At 61.1% G+C, this 21,120-nt stretch carries 19 protein-coding genes; 8 read left to right on the top strand and 11 right to left on the bottom strand.

What is annotated here, in order from left to right; translation table 11 throughout:
* Positions 1 to 43 precede the first annotated feature (43 nt).
* On the top strand, positions 44 to 1,171 hold the full coding sequence (locus tag NKI97_RS02960; protein ID WP_352832630.1) for an NAD(P)/FAD-dependent oxidoreductase: 1,128 nt from the start codon (positions 44 to 46) through the stop codon (positions 1,169 to 1,171).
* Positions 1,172 to 1,853: 682 nt separating this feature from the next.
* On the opposite strand, the gene NKI97_RS02955 is transcribed toward NKI97_RS02960, so the two are convergent.
* The 4 genes from NKI97_RS02955 to NKI97_RS02940 form a co-directional block, all read right to left on the bottom strand.
* Positions 1,854 to 2,291: a TA system VapC family ribonuclease toxin gene (locus tag NKI97_RS02955; protein ID WP_352449161.1), complete on the bottom strand. Its 438-nt coding sequence runs from the start codon at positions 2,289 to 2,291 to the stop codon at positions 1,854 to 1,856.
* Complete coding sequence (locus tag NKI97_RS02950) at positions 2,288 to 2,515, bottom strand: hypothetical protein (protein ID WP_023679266.1); 228 nt, start codon at positions 2,513 to 2,515, stop codon at positions 2,288 to 2,290. The genes NKI97_RS02955 and NKI97_RS02950 overlap by 4 nt, the downstream gene beginning before the upstream one ends.
* Before the next feature lie 343 nt (positions 2,516 to 2,858).
* Positions 2,859 to 3,452 carry a DJ-1/PfpI family protein gene (locus tag NKI97_RS02945; protein ID WP_352540695.1) on the bottom strand — a complete coding sequence of 198 codons (594 nt, stop codon included), beginning with the start codon at positions 3,450 to 3,452 and terminating at the stop codon, positions 2,859 to 2,861.
* A gap of 151 nt (positions 3,453 to 3,603) precedes the next feature.
* On the bottom strand, positions 3,604 to 4,305 hold the full coding sequence (locus NKI97_RS02940; protein ID WP_352832627.1) for a GntR family transcriptional regulator: 702 nt from the start codon (positions 4,303 to 4,305) through the stop codon (positions 3,604 to 3,606).
* A gap of 323 nt (positions 4,306 to 4,628) precedes the next feature.
* Between NKI97_RS02940 and NKI97_RS02935 the strand changes: the two genes are divergently transcribed.
* From NKI97_RS02935 to NKI97_RS02925, 3 genes are read left to right on the top strand one after another with little or no spacing between them, the layout of a single operon-like run.
* Entirely contained in the window at positions 4,629 to 5,855 is a 1,227-nt protein-coding gene (locus NKI97_RS02935) for an iron-containing alcohol dehydrogenase (RefSeq protein ID WP_352832624.1), read from the top strand.
* Positions 5,856 to 5,873: 18 nt separating this feature from the next.
* Positions 5,874 to 7,361, top strand: a complete 1,488-nt coding sequence (locus NKI97_RS02930) for an NAD-dependent succinate-semialdehyde dehydrogenase (protein WP_352832621.1) — start codon at positions 5,874 to 5,876, stop codon at positions 7,359 to 7,361.
* 8 nt (positions 7,362 to 7,369) lie between these two features.
* Positions 7,370 to 8,191 (top strand): alpha/beta hydrolase, encoded by an 822-nt coding sequence (locus tag NKI97_RS02925; RefSeq protein WP_502907066.1) that lies wholly within the window; start codon positions 7,370 to 7,372, stop codon positions 8,189 to 8,191.
* Here NKI97_RS02925 and NKI97_RS02920 read toward each other — a convergent pair whose 3' ends face one another.
* The 6 genes from NKI97_RS02920 to NKI97_RS02895 all read right to left on the bottom strand — a co-directional run bounded on the left by NKI97_RS02920 (position 8,192) and on the right by NKI97_RS02895 (position 14,673).
* Entirely contained in the window at positions 8,192 to 8,941 is a 750-nt protein-coding gene (locus NKI97_RS02920; RefSeq protein WP_352569974.1) for a ribonuclease activity regulator RraA, read from the bottom strand.
* 22 nt (positions 8,942 to 8,963) lie between these two features.
* Positions 8,964 to 10,127, bottom strand: coding sequence for a mandelate racemase/muconate lactonizing enzyme family protein (locus tag NKI97_RS02915; RefSeq protein ID WP_352832615.1), 1,164 nt, complete (start codon positions 10,125 to 10,127; stop codon positions 8,964 to 8,966).
* A gap of 33 nt (positions 10,128 to 10,160) precedes the next feature.
* A complete protein-coding gene (locus NKI97_RS02910) occupies positions 10,161 to 11,258 on the bottom strand; it encodes an ABC transporter ATP-binding protein (protein WP_352832613.1) in 1,098 nt (365 codons plus the stop codon).
* Positions 11,259 to 11,268: 10 nt separating this feature from the next.
* The gene (locus NKI97_RS02905) at positions 11,269 to 12,159 is read right to left on the bottom strand and encodes a carbohydrate ABC transporter permease (protein ID WP_023679256.1); all 891 of its coding nucleotides are present in this window, start codon (positions 12,157 to 12,159) and stop codon (positions 11,269 to 11,271) included.
* Positions 12,159 to 13,118 carry a carbohydrate ABC transporter permease gene (locus NKI97_RS02900; RefSeq protein WP_352745116.1) on the bottom strand — a complete coding sequence of 320 codons (960 nt, stop codon included), beginning with the start codon at positions 13,116 to 13,118 and terminating at the stop codon, positions 12,159 to 12,161. Before NKI97_RS02900 ends, NKI97_RS02905 begins: the two co-directional genes overlap by 1 nt.
* A gap of 76 nt (positions 13,119 to 13,194) precedes the next feature.
* Complete coding sequence (locus NKI97_RS02895; protein WP_352832610.1) at positions 13,195 to 14,673, bottom strand: ABC transporter substrate-binding protein; 1,479 nt, start codon at positions 14,671 to 14,673, stop codon at positions 13,195 to 13,197.
* Positions 14,674 to 14,882: 209 nt separating this feature from the next.
* Between NKI97_RS02895 and NKI97_RS02890 the strand changes: the two genes are divergently transcribed.
* Genes NKI97_RS02890 through NKI97_RS02875 form a run of 4 tightly spaced genes read left to right on the top strand, consistent with a single transcriptional unit; the run spans position 14,883 to position 19,449 of the window.
* Complete coding sequence (locus NKI97_RS02890) at positions 14,883 to 15,593, top strand: GntR family transcriptional regulator (RefSeq protein WP_352832607.1); 711 nt, start codon at positions 14,883 to 14,885, stop codon at positions 15,591 to 15,593.
* Positions 15,594 to 15,647: 54 nt separating this feature from the next.
* A complete protein-coding gene (locus tag NKI97_RS02885) occupies positions 15,648 to 16,814 on the top strand; it encodes a mandelate racemase/muconate lactonizing enzyme family protein (RefSeq protein ID WP_352698781.1) in 1,167 nt (388 codons plus the stop codon).
* Positions 16,815 to 16,870: 56 nt separating this feature from the next.
* The gene (locus NKI97_RS02880; protein WP_352832604.1) at positions 16,871 to 18,232 is read left to right on the top strand and encodes a mandelate racemase/muconate lactonizing enzyme family protein; all 1,362 of its coding nucleotides are present in this window, start codon (positions 16,871 to 16,873) and stop codon (positions 18,230 to 18,232) included.
* 17 nt (positions 18,233 to 18,249) lie between these two features.
* Complete coding sequence (locus NKI97_RS02875; protein ID WP_352832602.1) at positions 18,250 to 19,449, top strand: mandelate racemase/muconate lactonizing enzyme family protein; 1,200 nt, start codon at positions 18,250 to 18,252, stop codon at positions 19,447 to 19,449.
* Positions 19,450 to 19,878: 429 nt separating this feature from the next.
* On the opposite strand, the gene NKI97_RS02870 is transcribed toward NKI97_RS02875, so the two are convergent.
* Entirely contained in the window at positions 19,879 to 20,916 is a 1,038-nt protein-coding gene (locus NKI97_RS02870) for an IS110 family RNA-guided transposase (protein WP_352832599.1), read from the bottom strand.
* Between the last annotated feature and the right edge of the window lie 204 nt (positions 20,917 to 21,120).

The following is a 21,120-nucleotide window of genomic DNA, read 5'->3' as shown; positions in this document are numbered from 1 at the left end:
TCCAACAACTCCCAGCCCGGCTTCTGCGAAGAAGGATTTCCCTATGACTGCATCTGCAAAACCGCGCCAAGTCGTCGTTGTCGGCGCAGGCATCTTCGGCACCTCTTCCGCGCTGCACCTCGCTCGTCTTGGCTTTGATGTAACCATTGTCAATGACGGCGCGCCGGCCAACGGTGCATCCGGCCGTTCACTTTCCTGGCTGAACTCAGCGCGACGTGCCGACACTGCCTATCACCGCTTGAGGCTTGCAGGCATCGACCGTTATCGGACCCTGGCGGCCACAAGACCGGAAACCGCGTCGTGGCTTCGCTTTGACGGCGGCCTCACCTGGGATGCGGATGATGAGGCGAACCAGATGGCGTCCATCTGCCAGCTGGAGCAGGAAATTGGTTATGACGCGCTTCTGCTCGGCCCTGCCGAAGTTGGTGCAATGACGCCCGGCGTCAATGCCAATGCAATCACCCCGCAGGGCGCAATCTTCAATCCTGGCGAAGGATGGGTCGACCTGCCCTCCCTGATCGATCTACTACTCAATGAATTCCGCTCCCGCGGCGGCAAGCTTATCCAGGACGCTGGACGCGTGCGGATAGATGCCACAGGTGGTCGCGCGCGTGGCGTCATCACTGCCGATGGTGCGCCGATAAAGGCGGATGCAATGGTCCTTGCCGTTGGGCCAGCGACGCCTGTCATGCTTGCGGAGATCGGCGTCCGTGTCCCCGACGCCACGCCGATTTCACTTCTTTTGAAGACCAAGCCGACCAAGACCGAGCTCCGTGCCGTGCTGAATACGCCGCGCGTGGCAGTGCGGCCGACGCCGGATGGCGCATTTGTTTTGGATTCGGCATGGTCGGAGGAAGAAGTCGTGGTCAACCCGGACGGCACCTACACCGTGCACGACAAGACCATCAAAGGACTACTCGACGAGGCCAGTGCCGTGCTCGACGGCAATCCGCGGCTCCAACTCGCTACCTATGCTGTCGGCCCGAAGCCTATCCCCGGCGACGGCGAGCCGGTGCTTGGCTCAGTCGAGACCGTCGCCGGTCTTCACGTCGCCTTTAGCCACAGCGGCGCCACGCTTGGACTCATCGTCGGCGAATTGCTTGCCAAAGAAATCGCCTCCGGCAATCCGCACCCGATGCTTGCAACCTTCCGCGCCAACCGTTTCAGCTGACAGGGCATCGCGGCCGAGGTCGAACTGGCCAGATGGGCCGCGGGCCTGGGGAATCCTGGCAAGGTCGCTAAACAGCGAATTTCTGCCTCTTGCAGCTTCAACGTTGGACCGAGGGTGGTCAAGGCCAAGAAGCTGAGGTGCCCGGAGGAGCATCTCCAACCCGAATCCGAGCGTGAACTCGGCCGCGCCAGCCATCGAGATGAACACGTCCCGCGGCATACCGAAGGTCAGAAACGGCTTATCTTCGACCAGCGGGTAGAACCACTCCGGATAGGCTCGATGTCGCGAGGTCCTGGAGGTGGTAAGGTGGGACACGAACGTGCGGCGCGTCTGTCTGGCGCCAGTCTCGAAAGTATTGGCGACTACACCGCCAGCGCCCCTGAGCACCGATGTCTTGCAATGGATCACCCAGCAAACATTCGTCGCCAAGAAACAACAGCTTCGCTTCGTAAGCCGACGCATTGTACCAGTCGCAGGCAGCCGCGCAACGGTTCAAGCCCGACCTTGACTGGAAGCTGGAGAACGAACCATCCAAGAGGGGCGGCATGTTGAGACACTCGTGGCCTTGGACGAACGGTAGCGCATTGCGCCTGAGCGCACCGGCCTGATGGTGCTGCGCGGCTATGCCTATCTCAACCTGCGCGGTTCGGCGATGCAGAACAGACAAAAAGAGCCTGGCGGTCTACCTTGTGGGAATCAGGTGCAGTGCAGACCTCCCGCCCTTCACGGCCGCGACTGACAGCTTGCGGTCAAAGCTCGCAAGTTGGCCGCCACGCGCCTTGGCGAGCGCGAGAAGATACGTATCCGTGACCTGTGCCGAGGTCAGGATTTTCGCTGCATCGATGTCGCCCGAGCCAACCAGGCTCACATCGTCGGGCCAGAAGCTGTGCCCGTGCAGAGCCCGCAACTTGGTAACGATTTGCGCAACGACGGCGGGCGAGCCGGGAGAATTGGGATATCTTTGGTTGCCGACGATGCGCAGGACGCCGTTTTCGGTGATGGGACACGTAGCCCATGCGGCGTTGCCGGCCTGTTCGAACCAGTCATGCGCGTCGTCATGGGCGACGTGGCCAGGATCGATCAGTGCGATCAGCACATTGACATCGAGCAGGAACGTCAAGGCAGTTCGTCTCGCAGGGCATTGACCGTCTCAAGCGTGACAGGCGGTGCATCCGGCCGAGGCGACAGTAGAGGAATCCCGTTGCGCTCGCCGCCGGCTTGAGGCCGGCGCAGCGAGCGCCGGGCGAGATCGGTGATGACCTCGCCGAGGCTGCGATCCTGCTGCCGGGCGATGGCCTTGGCCGCAACCAGGACGTCGTCATCGATCGCCAGTGTGGTTCTCATGTCGCCCTCCTGGTGCGCATCAATCATCACGCATCATATAGAGCAGCAACGTCGGGCACTCAAGCGGTGCGACTTCCGACAGCGGTGCGACTTCGTAGCGTCGTAAGCAGATGAGTTGTCCGGATTAGGTAGCAGACGAGTTGTCCGATCACTCGTAAGCGAGTTTGGTTTCCCTCACCCTTTGACTACCGACAAAGTTGCGCAGGGCCGAGGGGACCGTTATGGCCGCGCTACCTAAGGGACGTGCCTTCCGGAAGCTTATCAGCTCGGGAGACTATCGGCAGAAGCTACGGAGGCTGCAGCAAGGACCGACGCACCCTTTTGGATGCGTCGGAGCAAAGGTCTACGCGTGGCGGATCTCCGTTCCGAGCACCTTCAGGCATTCGCGGATGAACGCTGCAAGGGCCGTCCAGCCTTTTGCCGAAACCATCGTGCCATCCACATATGCCTCCGTTGGAGACAGGTCGATATAGGTGCCGCCCGCAAGCGTCACTTCGGGCTCGCACGCCGCCAGCGCGCCGACCTTCTTGCCACGCACGACGCCGTCTACCGCAATCAGGATCTGCACACCGTGGCAGATCGTGAAAATCGGCTTCTTGGTTTCGTGGAAGTGGCGCACCATCGCCTGCACGCGCTTGTCGGTGCGGATGTATTCGGGGCCACGACCGCCCGCGCAGTAAACGGCGTGGTATTGCTCCATCTGCTTCTCAGCGTCGGAGAAGGTCTTGTTGATCAGCGCATAGTGGCCGAGCTTTTCAGTGTAGGTTTGATCGCCCTCGAAATCGTGCAGCGATGTTTTGATCAGGTCTCCGGCGCTTTTGTCTGGGCACACGACGTGGACGGTGTGGCCCACCGCTTCCATCGCCTGCTGGTAGACGAAGATTTCGTATTCCTCGGTGAATTCACCGGTCAGCATCAGGATCTTTTTGCCTGGCATGGTACTTCCTTTCCTGTGGCAACGGCCGGGCGAGACCTGTACTCGCCTGGTAGGTTTGAGTTTCTAGAAGGGTGAATCGGGGAAGTAGTCTTCGTTGGCACTGACCGGCGTGATGACCGTCAACGGCGGGTACGGGGACATCGGGACAGTCTCAGTCGAACGCCAGCAACAAACGGTCGCGGGAATGCTCGATATGGCGACGCATCGCCTGCTCGGCAGCGGCAGGATCGGCCGCAGCGAAAGCGGCCAGGATGGCCTCATGCTCGTCAAGCGCCTCCTCGGTGACGCGCGAATGGAACATCAGGCGGAATATGTGGAAGTGGGTATGCTGGTGCGCCAGTGTCCCGCGCACGAGTTCGTTGTTGGCGAATTCCATGACCTTGTCATGGAAAATGGCATCCTGGCGGGCGAAGTTGGAATACCGCAGGCGCTCGTCCTTGCCCTCACGGCGCGCCATGACGCCGGCCGATGTCTGAAGCTGTGCGAGCTTTACCTCGTCCATGAGCACCGCTGCCTTGGCTGCACCATGAGGCTCGAGCAGCAGGCGAAGCTCGTAGAGTTCATCGAGCCGCCGTTTCGTGATCTGCGGCGCAGCGCGGTAACCGATCAGATGCGTCTTCAGCACCAGGCCTTCGCCTTCGAGCCGGCCGAGCGCCTCGCGGATCGGCGTGTGGGATACGTTGAATTCCTTGACCAGGCTGTCGACGGTGATGCGCGAGCCCGGCGCAATCTTCAGCGACATGAGTTGCGCAAAGACCGCTTCGTAGACGTCCTCAACCAAGCTGCTGGAGCGCTGGATACGTCCGCCGGCGGGGTTCGCTTCGTCTACACTGGGTAAGTTCATGGGCTGCATTTTTTGCCTCTTGACACATCAAGTTGCTAACACGATGCTCCGGCCAATGCAATCCTATATCCTATACGATTTTATAGAGGATATTATTTGAGGCCGTTTCAAGACAAAGCCATGGCGCTTGCGGTGATCCTGCTGGAACAGCGTGCCGCCCTGGCAGCCCGTGCTTCCTCACCTGCTGAACGGACAGCCAGCGTTGCGGGCGATGGTTCGGCACGTCGATACGCAACCGCGTTGCGAGACGCGTTTTACATAGAACCCGGCCTTTGGGCCGAGTTGAACGCCATCTCGCATTCCAATCCAGTCATCATCACAGGATGCAGGTCATGAGCCTTTTCGCTGCCCTAAGGCTGCCGCGCGAAATCCTCTTCGGGAACGGCCAACGCCACGTCATTCCGGTTGTCGCGGCCAGGCTCGGGCGTCGCGCACTCGTCTGCACCGATGAACGTTTTGCCGCAACGGGCCCGTTCGCAGAGATTGTCACGGGGCTGCGAGCCGCCTCGATAGACGTACTGGTGCATGATCGTGTGCTGCCCGACGTTCCTCGGGACACCGTTGCCGTCTGCGTCGAGGAAGCACGGAAGTTCGCGCCCGACGTGGTGATCGGCATTGGCGGCGGCAGTTGTCTCGACATGGCGAAATGCGCCGCGTTGCTCATCACTCACGGCGGTCAGCTCCAGGATTACTACGGCGAGTTCAAGGTGCCCGGCCCGACGCTGCCGCTGATCGCGGTGCCGACGACAGCCGGCACCGGCTCTGAAGTGACCCCGGTCGCCGTAATCTCCGATCCGGATCGCACGCTGAAGGTCGGCATCTCCAGCCCGTATCTGATCGCGGCCGCGGCCATCTGCGATCCTGAACTGACGATGACATGCCCGCCGGCATTAACCGCGATCGCAGGCGCCGATGCGCTGACGCATGCAATCGAAGCCTTCACCGCCGCCAGGCGCGGAACCGATCCCGGCCTTCCGCAGAAACATGTCTTTGTCGGCAAAACCGCCTTGACCGATCACTTCGCCCTGCTGGCGATCAAGCTGCTTGGCCGAAGCCTTGAAACGGCATACCGCCGGCCGTCCGACGAGGACGCCCGGGCCGACGTCATGATGGGTGCACTTGCAGCCGGCTGCGCGTTCGGAACGGCCGGCACAGCGGCAGCGCACGCCGTGCAATATCCGGTTGGCGCGATAACCCACACCGCTCACGGATTGGGTGTCGCCACCATCCTGCCATTCGTCATGAAGTACAACAGAACAGCCGCAGCGGCCGAGATGGCCGAGATCGCCAACGCGCTCTGCCTCGATGGAAAAGGCCGGACGCCCGAAGCGTTGGCCGACGCGACCATTGGCGAGGTCAGTCGGCTGTTTGGGGCAATCGGGATCACCCCCACGTTGGCCGAGCTGGGGCTGCCTGCCGACAAGCTCGATTGGACGGCGGAACAGGCGATCGGTATCGAGCGCCTCATCAAGAACAATCCGCGGCCATTCGATTTGAGGTCCATGCGACGTCTGGTCCAGGCCGCCTTTGATGGCGACCTCGCCAGCTGCGTCATGTAAACAATCGGGAATATCGAGATGAACACGTTTTCACAGGTTCTGTCGGATGATCAGGGCGTCAGCGACTTTCACACAATTTCGCACCGGCTGTATATTGGCGGCCAATGGCGGCAGTCCGCGGATGGCAGGGTAATTCCGGTCATTGATCCGTCGACGGAAGCCATCATCGCGGCCGTACCCGATGCGACCTTGGAGGACGCGGCCGCCGCCGTTGACGCCGCTGCCAAAGCAGCCCATGGCTGGCGGACAACGTCGCCGCGAAAGCGCTCCGAGATCCTCAGACGCTGCTTTGAGCTGATGACGGAACGATCGGAGGCACTGGCTACTCTCATCGCACTGGAAAACGGCAAGGCCCTGCGGGATGCCCGCGGCGAGATCGCTTATGCCGCGGAATTTTTCCGTTGGAATGCCGAGGAGGCGGTTCGCATTACCGGTGAATTCGGTACTGCGCCTTCCGGCACCAATCGCATTGTGGTCGACTACGAACCGATCGGCATATGCATCCTGATCACGCCCTGGAATTTTCCTGCCGCGATGGCGACGCGCAAGATCGCGCCGGCACTTGCCGCTGGATGCACGGTGATCCTGAAGCCGGCCAGTGAGACCCCGCTTACCGCCTACTCGCTGGCCGCGCTCTACCAGGACGCGGGCGTTCCACCAGGGGTGGTCAACGTCCTGACAACCTCCAGTCCCGGGCCTTTGACAGCCGCCATGCTGGCCGATCCGCGGGTGCGCAAACTCTCCTTCACCGGTTCGACGGGTGTGGGTCGCGCTCTGCTGGCAGAGGCTGCCAGGCATGTGATCTCATGTTCCATGGAACTCGGCGGCAACGCACCGTTCATTGTGTTCGACGACGCCGATCTCGAAGCGGCGCTCGATGGCGCAATGGTGGCCAAGATGCGCAACGCCGGCGAGGCCTGCACGGCCGCAAACCGCCTCTACGTCCAATCTGGCATCTACGAAGCCTTCTGCGAGGGCCTCGAGAAGCGGATGTCTTCGCTCAAGGTCGGCGCCGGCACCGACCCGGACACGGAATGCGGGCCCATGATCACGAAAAAGGCGGTCGAGAAGATAGACCGCCTTGTCGTCGACGCGGTCACACGCGGCGCGCGGGTCTTGTGCGGCGGCTCAGTCCTGTCCGGACGTGGTTTCTTCTACCCTCCGACAGTGCTTCGCGACGTGCCGGGCGACGCAAAGATGGCGCATGAGGAGATATTCGGGCCGGTGGCGCCAATCTCCAGCTTCGAAACGGAGTCCGAGGTCATCGCGCGCGCCAATGACACCGAATATGGGCTTGCTGCCTACATCTACACGCGCGATCTGGCGCGCGGCATGCGGGTGGCCTCCCGGATCGAGGCCGGGATGATTGCTCTCAACCGCGGGCTGATGTCCGATCCGGCAGCCCCCTTCGGCGGCGTCAAGCAGAGCGGGCTCGGCCGCGAGGGAGGGCAGCATCACGGCATTGCGGAATTCATCGAGGCGAAATACCTCGCCATCAGCATGTGAGCAGAAGAATGCAAGGCGATCCCTTTCGCATCCGCGACCACGTCGCGGATTTTGACGAAATCGTGCAGGACATTGTTGACCGCAGCGAGGTCGCCCGCGGCGCCATTCCGATGGCAGCAGACGTGGCCTACGGACCGGATCCGACCGAGACCATGGACCTGTTCTTTCCCGCGGGCAAAAGAACGGCGCTGCCGGTGCACATCTTTGTCCATGGCGGCTACTGGAGAATGTTCTCCAAGCGCGACTACTCATACGTCGCGACGACGATTACCCAGGCCGGGGCCATTGCCGTCATCCTTGATTATGCTCTGATGCCCAAGGTCCGAATGGCGAGGATCGTCGACCAGGTGCGCCGGGCCAAGCAGTGGGTCCTGGCCAACATCGCCGATCATGGCGGAAGCCCGGCGGCCCTGACCGTCAGTGGTCATTCGGCAGGAGCCCATCTTGCAACGTTTCTGTTCGAGGGCGAGCATACCCCCTCGAATGTGAAGGCAGCCCTTCTCCTGAGCGGACTCTATGATTTGAAGCCGCTCCAGGATTCCTTTCTCGCCGACGAGATTGGAATAACCGACGAGGAAGTCGCCATGTTCACACCTCTCGCCTGTCGGCATGATCCTCAAACCAGGGCGGCGGTTCTGGTCGGAGCCAATGAGACGCCACCGTTCCATCAGCAAGCCGATCGATTCAAAGCAAGCTTGCTGCGGCAGGGATCGTTGGTAACATCGCTTGTGCTCACGAACCGCAACCACATGGACAGTGTCAGAGATCTTGGCGTGCCGGGGACCGGGGCTGCCGATTGCCTGGCAAAACTGATCGCCAAGGCCTGCTGACTAACTCGGGTTCTCCAGGCGGTTTGTTTTGCGCCACTCCTCGTACTCCCCGCGGGCATCGTCATGCAGCGGATAGTAGCGTTGCAACGGCCCGCCCTCCATGAGCTTCGCTCGCGAGAACTCCTCCCAATCGTGATGTTTCTGTGATTCTTCGATCACCTTCGGGGCCATTGCGACGGGAAGCACCACCACCCCGTCGTCGTCGGCGACGATGATGTCGCCGGGGATCACCGTGACACCGCCGCAGGCAATCGGAACGTTGACGGCATTGGGATAGATGCTGGTCTGCACGTGATAGTTTGGCGTCCAGCCGCGCAGCCATAGGGGCAGATCGAGCTTTTCGACATTGGGCCGGTCGCGCATGCATCCATCGATGACGATACCCGCCCCGCCCCTGCCCTTGAAATACGTCGACATCATGTCGCCGAAGACGCCCGAGCTCATGTCGCCGCGCGCGTCGACCACGACCACATCGCCCTCCTGCGCGTGGTAGAGCACGTGCCGGTGCAGTTGCGTCTCCGGATCGGCATATTCTCCTTCGGTGAAGAGGTCAGGCCGCTGCGGCAGGAACTGCAGCGTCAACGCCGGCCCGACGATCGACTTCCCGTGGTTTTGCGCCACCGGACCAACCATGTGCGGATTGCGGAAGCCCATGTGGCCAAGCGTGCCGGCTACCGTCGCGGCGCCGATCTCCCTTAGCGCGTCGATCAGGTCTTTAGGCGGCCGCATGATGTCGGAAGTATGCGTCATTGTGGACTCCGATTGAATGGAACTACCAGTTCGTAACAGAACCGTCGCGGCGCTTAAGGTGAGGCGCTTCCCAGAAACGCAAACTCTGCGCCTGGACCGCAACTTCGTTGACCTCGACGCCGAGCCCCGGCAGATCGCCGACCGGGTAATCGGTCCCGTCGAGCCGTGGTTGCACGGGGAAGAAGTCGGAATTGTCGAAGCCCAGCTTTGTTTCGGGCGCCCTGGTCTCGAGCCATGCGAAGTTGGGTACCGCGGCGGCGAGATGCACGGTCGCGGCCGTGCACACTGGGCCAAGGGGATTGTGCGGCATCAGGTCCACATAATGCGCCTCGCTCCAGCCAGCGATTTTCATCGCCTCGGTGAGCCCGCCGACATTGCAAACATCGATCCGGTTGAACTGATGGATGCCGCGCTCGATGTAGGGCAGGAACTGCCACTTGCTGGCAAATTCCTCGCCTATGGCAAAGGGGATTTCGGTCATCGTGCGCAGCGATTCATAGGCCTCCGGCGTTTCGGCCCGTATCGGCTCCTCGAGAAAATCAAGCACGCCGCGACCGAGCTTGTTGCAGAAGCTCGCGGCCTCTGCCACCGACAGCCGATGATGATAGTCGAGGCCGAGGACCACGTCGTCGCCCAGCGCCTCGCGCGCCTTGTTCAGCATACCCGCGGTGGCGCCGATGGACTCGCGCGGCTCGAAGATGTCCTTGCTGTTTTGCCCGAAGGGGAAGAAGCGGATCGCCTGCCACCCCTGCGCGCGAAGTTCGCGGGCCCGTTCGATGGCAACGTCGCCCTCGGCCTCGTCGCCGGTCGAGGCAAAGGTGGGAATGCGGTCGCGCTGCTTGCCGCCCAGCAGCTCGTAGACCGGCACGCCCAGCGCCTTGCCCTTGATGTCGTGAAGGGCGATGTCGATGGCGGAAATCGCCGCCTGAAGGACTCGCCCGCCTTCGAAGTACTGGCTGCGGTAAATCTCCTGCCAGATCCGCCCGATCTGCATCGGGTCGCGGCCGATGAGAAACTCGCGATAGTGCTCGACCGCGCCGGCCACGGCCCTCTCGCGACCGCTCAAGCCGCTCTCGCCCCAGCCGAAGATGCCATGGTCGGTCTCGACCTTGACGAGCATCTGGTTGCGCGTTCCTACCCACACCGGATAGGGCTTGATCGCGGTGATCTTAAGCTTCTCAGTCATCCACGCCCACGTTTCACGCGCATTCGCCCTATCTCAGTTGGCCTTGAGGGCCATTTCAGTTTCGCCATCGAACAGATGCATCCGCTCCTGGTCGAACTCGAGCCAGATCTGCTCGTCGGGCGCGACGGCAATGTTCGGCGGCACGCTGACGTTGACGATGGCGCCGGACAGGAACGCCTGGACGAAGGTGACGTCGCCGGTCGGTTCCACCGTGTAGGTCTTGGCCGGAATGGAACCAGGGACCGCACTCTTGTGGAGCTTGATCGTCGAGTGACGTGCGCCGAGCACGACTTTCCTGGTCGTCGCTTTCGCCACCTTCTGGGCATTGCGCGGTGAGAGCTCAAGGCGCCAGCCCTCGGCGCCGGTCAACACCGTGTTGCCGTTTGCCGTCGATGCCTCCAGCGGAATAAGGCTCATCGCCGGGCTGCCGATGAAGCTGGCCACGAACATGTTCACCGGATGGGCGAAGACCTGCGCCGGTGAATCGTATTGCTGCAGGTAGCCGCCATTCATCACCGCCATCTTGTCAGCCATGGTCACGGCTTCGAGCTGGTCGTGCGTCACATAGATGATCGTCGCCTTGAGGTCCTGGTGGAAACGCTTGATCTCCGACCGCATCTGCACGCGCAGTTTGGCATCGAGGTTAGACAGTGGCTCGTCCATGAGGAACACGGCGGGGTCGCGAACGAGGGCACGGCCAAGGGCCACACGCTGCTGCTGCCCGCCCGAAAGTTCGCGCGGCTTGCGCTCGAGCAGGTGCGTCATGTCGAGCACTCGCGCCGCTTCCTTGACCTTCTTGTCGATCTCGTCCCTGGGGAGTTTGCGCATCTGAAGCGGGAACGCCAGGTTCTTGTAGACCGATTTCTGCGGGTAGAGCGCGTAGTTCTGGAACACCATTGCGATGTCCCGGTCCTTGGGGTCGAGGTCGTTGACCACCCGCTCGCCGATGATGATGTCGCCCGCTGTGATCGGGGTCAGCCCAGCGACGAGATTGAGCGTGGTTGTCTTGCCGCAGCCTGAAGGCCCGACGAGCGCAACGAACTCGCCGTCATTGACCGTCAGCGAGACGTGGTTGACAGCTTTGAAGCTGCCATAGCTCTTGACGAGATCTTGGAGGACCACGTGGGCCATCGGCAACTCCCTAGTGCTTGACCGCGCCCTCTGTAAGGGCGCGTACAAAGTATCGTTGCAGGACCAGGAACAGCACCACGACGGGCACGCTCATCATAAAGCTGGCCGCCATCAGGCCCGGAAAGTCCGTCGTATTTTCCGAGAAGAAGCGTTGGATGCCGACCGGCAGGGTCAACTGCTCGTTCTTGGAGAGGAAGGTGTAGGCGTAGATGTACTCGTTCCACGCGCCGATGAAGGAATAGATTGCGGTGGCGATGATCCCCGGCGTCGAGAGCGGCATCACGATCATGATGAAGGCCTGGAACCGTGTTGCGCCATCGATGCGCGCCGCCTGCTCAAGCTGCACCGGGATATTGTCGTAAAAGCCCTTGAGCAGCCAGATCGCCAGCGGCAGGCCAAAGGTGAGATAGGTGAGTATCAGTGAGCCATGCGTGTTTATCAGACCGATCGCGCGCATCAGGATGAAGAGTGGCACGAGGAAGATCACCGCCGGGAACATGTTGCGCAGCAGCACGGCAAAGAACAGGAAATTCCGGCCGGGGAAACTGAAGCGCGAAAACGCGTAGGCCGCTGGGACAGCCACGATCACCGAAAGGATTGTCGTGACGGTCGACACGAAAAGGCTGTTCCAGAAGAAGCGGAGGAAGTCCTGGCCGACGCTGTTCTGCGGATCGAGCAGTTTCTGATAGCTGGCGAGGGTAGGTTCGTCCGGCCACCATTGCGGCGGGAATTGCGTCGCCGCGAATCCGGACTTGATCGAGGTGATCAGCATCCAGATCATCGGCAACGCGGTATAAAGCAGCATGAACACGAGGAATATGCGCCCGGCCCACCGCCATCCGTCGACGCGCATGCGGCGACGGGTCTGGGCTCGAGGGGCTGTCTCGGCAATCGTGCTCATCAGGCGCTCCCCTCTTTCCGCTCGTTGCCGCTTAACGCACGGACGTAGAAGTAGCCCAGCGTCATCAGCGTGAGGAACAGGAGCACCGAATAGGCCGATGCCACGCCCCAGCGCTGCCTTCCGAAGGCGAGCTCATAAATGTGGGTTATCCAGATATGCGATGCGTTCGACGGCCCGCCGCCCGTCATGATCCAGGGGATGATGAAGGAATTGAAGTTGGCCACCGCGAGCAGCAGCATCGTCACCACCGAGACGTTGCGCAAGTGCGGGAAGGTGACGTGCCAAAAGCGCTGCCATGCATTGGCACCATCGACTTTTGCGGCACGCAGCAATTGGTCGGGGACTGTCTGCAGGCCGGCCATCATCATGATCATGGCAAACGGAAACTCGCGCCAGATATTGACGACGATCAGGGAGGGCAGCACCGTGCTGACATTGTCGATGAAATTCGGCGGCTGGGCGGCCAATCCGAGGCCGACCAGCACCGCGCCGATGATCCCGAAATCCGAATGGTAGATCCACTTCCAGATGTAGGAGGCGGCGACGGCGCTGATGACCCAAGGGATGATCAGGACGGCGCGCAGGACACCACGGCCGATGAAGTCGCGGTGGAGCGCCAGCGCTGTGGCAAACCCCAGGACAAAGGAGATGAAAGTTGACCCCAGAGTCCAGATCAGTGTGTTCCAGGTGACTTTCCAGAACACCTGACTGGTGAGGATGGTCGTGTAGTTGTCGAAGCCGATGAAGGTCTTGTCGCGGAGTTGCAGGCCAGGCGGTGTCTTAAAGAACGACAGCTCGACCGTGTAGTAGATCGGATAGGCGATGACGATGAGCATCACGGCGATCGCTGGGAGCACGTACGCGTAGTCCGCGCGATGCTCCCAGACCTTCCGCAGCGCGCCGGACCAACCGGGTTGCAATCTTCGGCGAGCCTCGGCCTTGCCGGTCACGATCGTCACTTGTGGCGTGCCCTTTTTCTTCGGAACGAGGCGGCTGCGCCAGCGGCGCAGCCGTCAGTCGTAGATCCGGGCTGGACTAGAGTCCGCCCATCAGGTCTTTTACCTTCTTGGCCGCGTCGTCGGCTGCCTCGTCGACGGTCATCGCTCCGGTCAGGGCATTCTGCAGCATGTCCGGGATGATGATGTTCATGATCTCGGGGGCCTGCGGCAGAGCTGGGAACGGAATGCCGTATGGCAGCATCGAGGTGGTGACGTCGAGGAACTTGATGTTGTCCAGACGTTCCTTCATCCACTTGGTCTTGAAGCCGTTGAGGTTGCCCGGGTTTGATCCGGCGTAGGCCATCTTCAGCGACCATTCAGGGCTCGTCCACATGCAGATGATAGCTTTCGCAGCCGGCTCGTCTACCTTGCCGCCCTCGACATATTCGGGTTTCAGGATGTGAATGTTCGAGCCGCCGAACACGACGGCGCGCTTGCCGTCGGGACCAGTCGGGATCAGGCCGTAGCGCATGTTGTCGATGACCGTCTGCGCCTTGTCCTTGTCGGTGCCCGTCGCCTTTTTCTGCAGGTCGAGCATGACGTTGTAATCGGACGGGTGCGAGATCATCATGCCGAGCTGGCCGGCAACGAACAGGGGCTGGTTATCGGCCTGCTGGTTGGTGAGTGCCGAAACCGGAACCGACTTGTCGCGAACATACATGTCGTACGAGCCTTGCAGCGCTGCCTTGCTCTGCGGGCTATCGAGCTGGACCTGCTCATAGGTCGGGTTTGGCGTCGCTTCGTCGAAGACGCCGCCGCCATAGGCCCATAGCTGTGGCATGAAGCGGTACGGCGTATTGCCGGCATTCTTGCGAGCCACGAGGCCGTAACCGGCAATGCCAAGCTTGTCGTGGATCTGCTTGGAATATTTGACGACGTCGTCCCAGGTTGCCGGAGCCTTGTCTGGATCGAGGCCCGCACGCTTGAAGATGTCGGCATTCCAGATGAACGCCATCGTCTCATTGTTGGTCGGAATGCCGTAGGTCACGCCCTCCCAGGTCACTGCCTTCATGGCGCCGGGCCAGAAATCCTCGGTCGAATACCCCACGTCCTCTGGCTTGAGCGGCTGCAGATAGCCCTTTGAGGCGAACTCGGTACCACCCAGGATTTGCAGGCGGACCGCCATAGGCGCGGCATTGCCCAGGAGCGCGGTGCGGAACTTGTCGAGAAGGTCGTTATAGGTGAGGGCTTGTTCCTCGAGCTGGATGTTCGGATAGGTTTTGCGGAAGGTCTCGAAGAAATCCTTGTAGTACTGGCGCAGGAGGTCGGGGTCGCCCTCGAACACGCCCTGATACCAGAATGTCAGTCGCCCCTTGTAATCGAGCGGTGTGACCTTGGCGCAATCGGCCGCCGTGTCAAAGTCCTGTGTGCCCGCAATCGAGCGTACATATTCCGGCGACCACTTGCTCAGATCGACCGGCGGCGCACCCAGCGCCGAAGTAGACGTCAGGGATGCCATCAAAGCAGTGGCGACAGTGCCGCGCAGGACGGCACTGCCGAGCGCAATTCTCGTCATAGGTATCCTCCCTGGTTCTCCCATGCCGCCCTAAAGCGGTCCTTGCTCGTTTCGATCGCGAGGATGCCTCTTTCAACTCAGTGTATCCTCTCGATCGCTTGGTACGTTTTCAGATCATGGATTGCCTGTCAACGCGCAGAATCGTACATTGTTTGCGAAAGCCGTGTGTGATATCGGGCAAGGTGTGTATTAAATTGGGGAGCCCGGCCTTGGCCGAAATCAGCGATTTCAAAGCGATGCCACCGGTGGGGACCGATCCCATCGGGGCCTCCAGCGAGGGCGCCTCGCTTTATGAATTGATCAGGGAAGATATCATCGAGGGACGGCTCGCTGCCAACGAACGGCTTGTCGTCACCGATCTCGCCCGGCGTCACGGCACTTCGACCAATCCTGTGCGCGAGGCCCTGCAGTTGTTGCGCGGCGAAGGGTTTGTCACCTTTGTCGCCAACCGCGGGGCGCGCGTGCGACCCATTGATCAAGATTTTGTCCGGGATATCTACGAGATCGGTGTTCTGATCGAGCCAGCCCTGACACGATGGTTTGTGAATATGGCTACCGGCGAGGACATCGCCGAACTCGAACGTCTCCAAGGCCTGATCGAAGAGAACAATTTCACCGACACATTCAGGCATAGTGAGCTGGATACCGCTTTCCACACCGTGATGTACCAGCGGCACTACAACCGCCACGCCGCCGAGCTTTGGTGGAAGCATCGCGAAGTGCTGCGAGCCGTGAGCCGTCGTTTCAATTTCACGCTGGCGCGACGTGCCGCGATCATGCGCGAGCACCGCGAACTCATCGCGCTTGTGAAGGCGGGAGAGGCCGACAAGGCGGCCGAACTCGTTTCCCGCCATGTCGAGGGTTCGGGCCGGCATATTCTCGAACAGATGCGAGCGCGCAACGCCGCTCGGGCCGGATAGAATGTCCAGTCCAGAACATCGTTAGCTGACCATTTCCAGGCAAAGGTAGTTGAGATGAAAATCACGAGCATTCGGCCGTGGCTGATCAAGTCCGATGCTTCCTACTGGGGAGAGTTCCTGTTCGTCGAAGTAACGACCGACGAGGGAGTGAGTGGCTGGGGAGAGATCACCACCACGACAAGGCTCGCCAACCGCGCTCTCTGCACGATCCTGCGGCAGATCGGCGTCGCCGTGACAGGCGAGGATCCGGCGCGTATCGAGCATCTCTGGCACAAGATCTTCCGCAGCTTCACCTACATGGGAAGCCGCGGCGCCGCCGTCGAATGCGTGAGCGCCATCGATATTGCCCTCTGGGACATCCGGGGCAAAGTCCTCGGCAAGCCGATTTACGAGCTGCTTGGCGGGCCGGTACGCGATGAAATCGCGCTCTACACCCATCCCAACCAGGCCAAATTCACCAGCAAGGAGGCTGTGGTCCGCGAAATTCTTGACATTGTCGAGTCCGGACACACTGCGCTCAAGTTCGATCCCTACCCCCACCAGGGCCGCAGCGCCGATGGCCTGCCCCGCGAACAGCGAGACGGCTACCTCGATGGCAGCATGACCCGCAAGGACGAGCGCGAAGCCGCCGAACTCACGGCTCTGATCCGCGAAACGGCAGGACCCGATGTGGACATTCTCATCGATGCGCACGGCCGCTTCGACGTCCCCACCGCCATTCGCCTCTGTCGGAGCCTCGAGGAGGCCGGCCAGATCGACTGGTTTGAGGAGCCCTGCCCGCCCGAGAGCCTTAACGCCCTCAAGCAGGTGCGTGAGAAGGTCAATACCGCCATCTCGTGGGGCGAGCGCGGCCACACGAAGTGGGATTTCGTGCCGGTACTCGAGAACAGGCTCGCTGATTACATCATGCCCGACGTTACCTGGACCGGCGGCATTACCGAACTCAAGAAGATTTCTGCGCTGTGCGAAGCCTACTACGTCCCGGTCTCGCCACATGACGCCGCGGGACCGATCAACGTGGTTGCGGGAGCGCAGGTAATGATGACCGTTCCCAACTTCTACAAACTCGAAACATCGGAGTGGAACCTGGGCAAATACGATCACCTGATCGACAGACCACTCGATATTTCGAACGGCAGCCTCAAGCTGATGTCGAAGCCTGGTCTCGGTATTGAGATGGACCGCGACTACCTGCAGGCCCACGAGATTGAGCTGGGCTAGCAACACTCTATGCCGGCCCAGGGTGCGGGACGACAAGCCGAAAACGAGGATAAGTCATGGCAAAGACAGGTGGCGCCGACGAAGCGCTCAATCGGGTGAACGCGAATTCCAAGCCATCCCAGCTTCGCATCACCGACATGCGGGTAGCCGAAATCGTCGGCGCGCCGTTCACCTCAACCCTGCTCAAGATTTACACCAACCAGGGCATCGTCGGGCTTGGCGAGGTGCGCGACGGCGCCAGTGCCACCTACGCGCTGATGCTGAAGAGCCGGCTGCTTGGCGAGAACCCTTGCGACATCGACCGCCTGTTTCGCCGGATCAAGCAGTTCGGTGGCCATGGCCGGCAAGGCGGTGGCGTCTCGGCGGTCGAGATCGCGTTGTGGGATCTCGCCGGCAAGGCCTATGGCGTTCCCATCTACCAGATGCTCGGCGGCCGGTTTCGGGAGAAGGTGCGCGTCTATTGCGACACCGACGCTACCGTGCCGAGCGGCACCGAGACCGGCAAGCGCCTCAAGCAGCGCATGGCGCTCGGCTTCACCTTCCTCAAAATGGATCTGGGGTTGATGCAGATCGCGGATGTACCCGGTGCGGTCGTCTCCCCTGCCGGTTCACTTGAAGGGTACCGCATCCATCCCGGCCGCGGCCCGGTCAAGACCATGGAGGAGCGGCGCGCCCGCAATGCCGCTTACGATTTGCATAACGTCCCCCATCCGTTTACCGGCCTCCACTTTTCCGACAAGGGCCTCGACCTGCTTGAACAGTACATTGCCGAGGTTCGCGATGTTATCGGCATGGATATTCCGCTCGCCATTGACCATGTCGGCCACATCTCGCTGCAGAACGGCATTCGGCTCGCCAGGCGGATTGAAAAATACGTGCCGGCCTGGCTCGAGGATGTGATCCCATGGCAGTACACCGAGCAGTTCCGGCAACTGCAGGCCGCCACTACGGTGCCGATCTGCACCGGCGAGGACATCTACCTTAAGGAAGGCTTCGAGCCTCTGCTCAAGAGCGGCGGCCTCTCCATTATCCACCCGGACCTGCTCACCAGCGGGGGCATCCTCGAGACCAAGAAGATCGGCGACATGGCCCAGGACCACGGCGTCGCAATGGCCATCCATATGGCCGAAAGTCCAATCGCCGCAATGGCCGCGGCACATGTCGCGACCGCGACCGAAAACTTCATGGCGCTCGAATACCACTCTGCCGATGTCGACTGGTGGGACGATATCGTCACCGGCGTTCCCAAGCCGCTCGTGAGCGACGGCTTTATCACTGTTCCGGACAAACCTGGCCTGGGGATTGACGACGTCGTCGACGAGGTGATCTCGCAGCATCTGCAGCCGGGTGTCACCGGCATCTGGCAGCCCACGGATCACTGGGACAACGAGTATTCCTGGGACCGTATCTGGAGCTGAGGCGAAAAGAACCGAAGATGAAGATCACCGATCTCCGCTGCGCCGTCATCGGCAAACATCCCATCGTCCGCATCGTTACCGACGAGGGCCTCTATGGCCTTGGCGAAGTCGAGTTCACCAAGACCTATCTCAAGCCTTGGGTGCTGCATTTCCGTGAGGCGCTGATCGGCGAGGACCCTACCGACGTCGAGCGGGTGATGCTGAAGATGCGCCAACGCGGCTCTTTCAAGCCCTATGGCGCGGCGGTAAGCGCTATCGAGCATGCGCTGTGGGACATAGCCGGCAAGGCCGCAGGCGTGCCGGCCTACAAACTGCTCGGCGGCAAGGTGCGCGATAAGGTGCGCGTCTATAACGGCTCGATCCGCCAGAAGCGAACGGGGGACCGGCCGGAGGATTACGCCGCTGACGTGAAATGGATGATGGAGCAGCCGCAGAATTTCTTCATGATCAAGCAAGGGATCTCGTTCCACTCCAACATGAAGGACACCATCGAGGACTTCCATTACGGCGTGAAGCAGAATAAGGCTGGCTACCACGGTGCCATGGATCAGGGCGTCATCAGCGAGCGCGGTTTCAACCACATGCTCGACTGCGTGATCGCGATGAAGGAAGTGCTGGGCGACAAGGTCAGCCTGGCGCTCGACTGCGGCCCGGGCTGGATGCTGCCCGATGCGATCAAGTTCGCTCGCGCGGTCGAGAAGTACAATTTGATGTGGCTCGAGGACATGCTGACCGGCGACTATGTGCCGTGGGTCAATCCGCAGGCCTATCGGGAGCTGACCACCGCCACCTCGACGCCAATTCATACCGGCGAGCAGATATACCTGCGGCACAACTTCAAGGAGCTGATCGAAACGCAGGCGGTGCGCGTCATCGGCCCCGATCCGGCCGATATTGGCGGCATTGCCGAGCTCAAATGGGTCGCCGAGCACGCCTGTATGCACTCGATCCTGATGGCACCGCACGGCACCGCGAACGGCCTTCTCGGCCTCGGCGCGCTGATCAATGTCTGCGCCACCCTGCCCGCCAACTTCATTGCCTTCGAATACCCGAGCGCCTCCGACCCCTGGTGGGAGGACCTCGTAATCGGCCTGCCGTCGCAGATCGTGAAGGACAGCATGGTGGACTTGCTGGAAGCGCCGGGGCTGGGCCTCGACATCAACGCCGAAGCAGCCAGGAAGTATCTCCGGGAAGAGGATGCGGGCTTCTTCGACTGAACCATCCTTCTTGCGCCACCCTGCACCGCACGGACTGATTCTCGCAAATTGGCATCCAGAATGACCGTTTCGGGGCTGGACGCGGACTGGCAGCTTTTCAGCAGCGGAGGGTCGATAGTGTTGAAAAAGTCCGGGTTGCAGCAGTCCTGAAGCACTTCTCTATTCGGCATGTTGAGGTCAAGCGCTTTCGAGCTTGCGGCTTCTCCGGCGTTTGACGTCTTTCGCGGGGCCTCGCTTCTCTACGGGATCGGCTTTAGCCCTCCCAGCATGGGATCAGGAGAATGAAGCGGCACAATCTGATTCGCGGCCTGATCGGCTGCAGTGAGCGACCGGTCCGAGTGCTTCAACGAACTCGCCTCATCCATCGTCCCGCGAAGGACGTGCTTCCGCCGGTGGCGGAACTTGTCTCTCTCCTTACGGCCTTCCCGGTCAGATAGCGGCTGGCGAGGCCTCCCGCGTCCAGCGGAATTCGGTGCCGTCCACCCACATGCGGTGCATGATGACCGCCAGCCGGCGGGCGAGTGCCACGATCGCTTTTCGCAGACCGCACCGCTTGGCGACATTCATCGCCCACGCCTTCAGCCATGACCACTTCTTGACGCGCGTTAGCATCACTTGGGCGGCTTCGTAGAGCAAGGTGCGCATCATCCCGTCGCCGCACAGCGAGACGCGACCGACGCGGTGACTTTCACCTGATTGGTTGAGCACCGGCGTCAGTCCCAGGATGAACCCCACCGTTTTGGAGTTTCTGAATCGCTGTGGAATGTCGATCGTCGCGGCATAAGCCAGCGCCACCACAGGACCGACGCCGGAGATCGTCATCAAGCGCCGACAGACCTCATCGTCCCGCACGATTCTCAGAAGTCTGCGATGTAGAATTGTAAACTGTTCTCGCAGCTTGCAGCGCGCCTCCAGCAGCGGCGTGACAATTTCGGCCAGTTCACAGCGTCCTTCGACGAGCTCGCGAATCCGATCCTCAAACTTGACGGTCCCGACGACGCCAACCTTGAGCCCAAAATTGCGCAACAGGCCGCGCAGGTCGTTCTCGATGGCGAGGGCCTTTTCCTGCAGCAGCTTGCGCGCCGTCAGCAGCGCGCGGCGCTTCTGGCTCGTCAGCGTCTTGACATGCACCGGGCGGAACAGGTTGACGCGCATCATCTGTGCGATGCCGCGCGCATCATTGCGATCCGTCTTGTTCGGCCGCGCCTTGAGGAATGCCTTGGTGTGTCGGGTCTCGATGCAGATTGCCGGCAAACCGGCCCTGGCCAGGCCTTCGAACAGCCATTGCGACAACGGTCCGGCCTCGAGCCCGATCCGCTCGATGCGCAAGGCGGGACCTTTCAGAACCGCGGTGAGGTCGTCGGGGTGGCTGACCACCTTGACCTCGCGGCAGATCTTGCCAGTTTCATCGACAATGCAAACGGCGGTCTCTTTTACCGAGATATCCAATCCGGCATAATGCTTCATGCTGCGTTTCCTTTCCTGATGCTTGTGGCTGTAGCTGCAGACCACGTTCTATCATCAGCTCGGAGCGCAGCACCTCCGTCCATCACCGTCGAAGATGGGGCTCAAGCCGAATATCCCATCTGATTCAATCTTCGTCGTAAGAGGAGATTGAGTCGATGATGGGCGAGCAAAGTGTGATGCAGGAGGAGCTGTTCTACGGCTTCA

Source organism: Mesorhizobium sp. M0296 (genome assembly GCF_040321675.1).
GTDB lineage: Bacteria > Pseudomonadota > Alphaproteobacteria > Rhizobiales > Rhizobiaceae > Mesorhizobium.
This window is presented reverse-complemented; position numbering and strand designations above follow the sequence as displayed.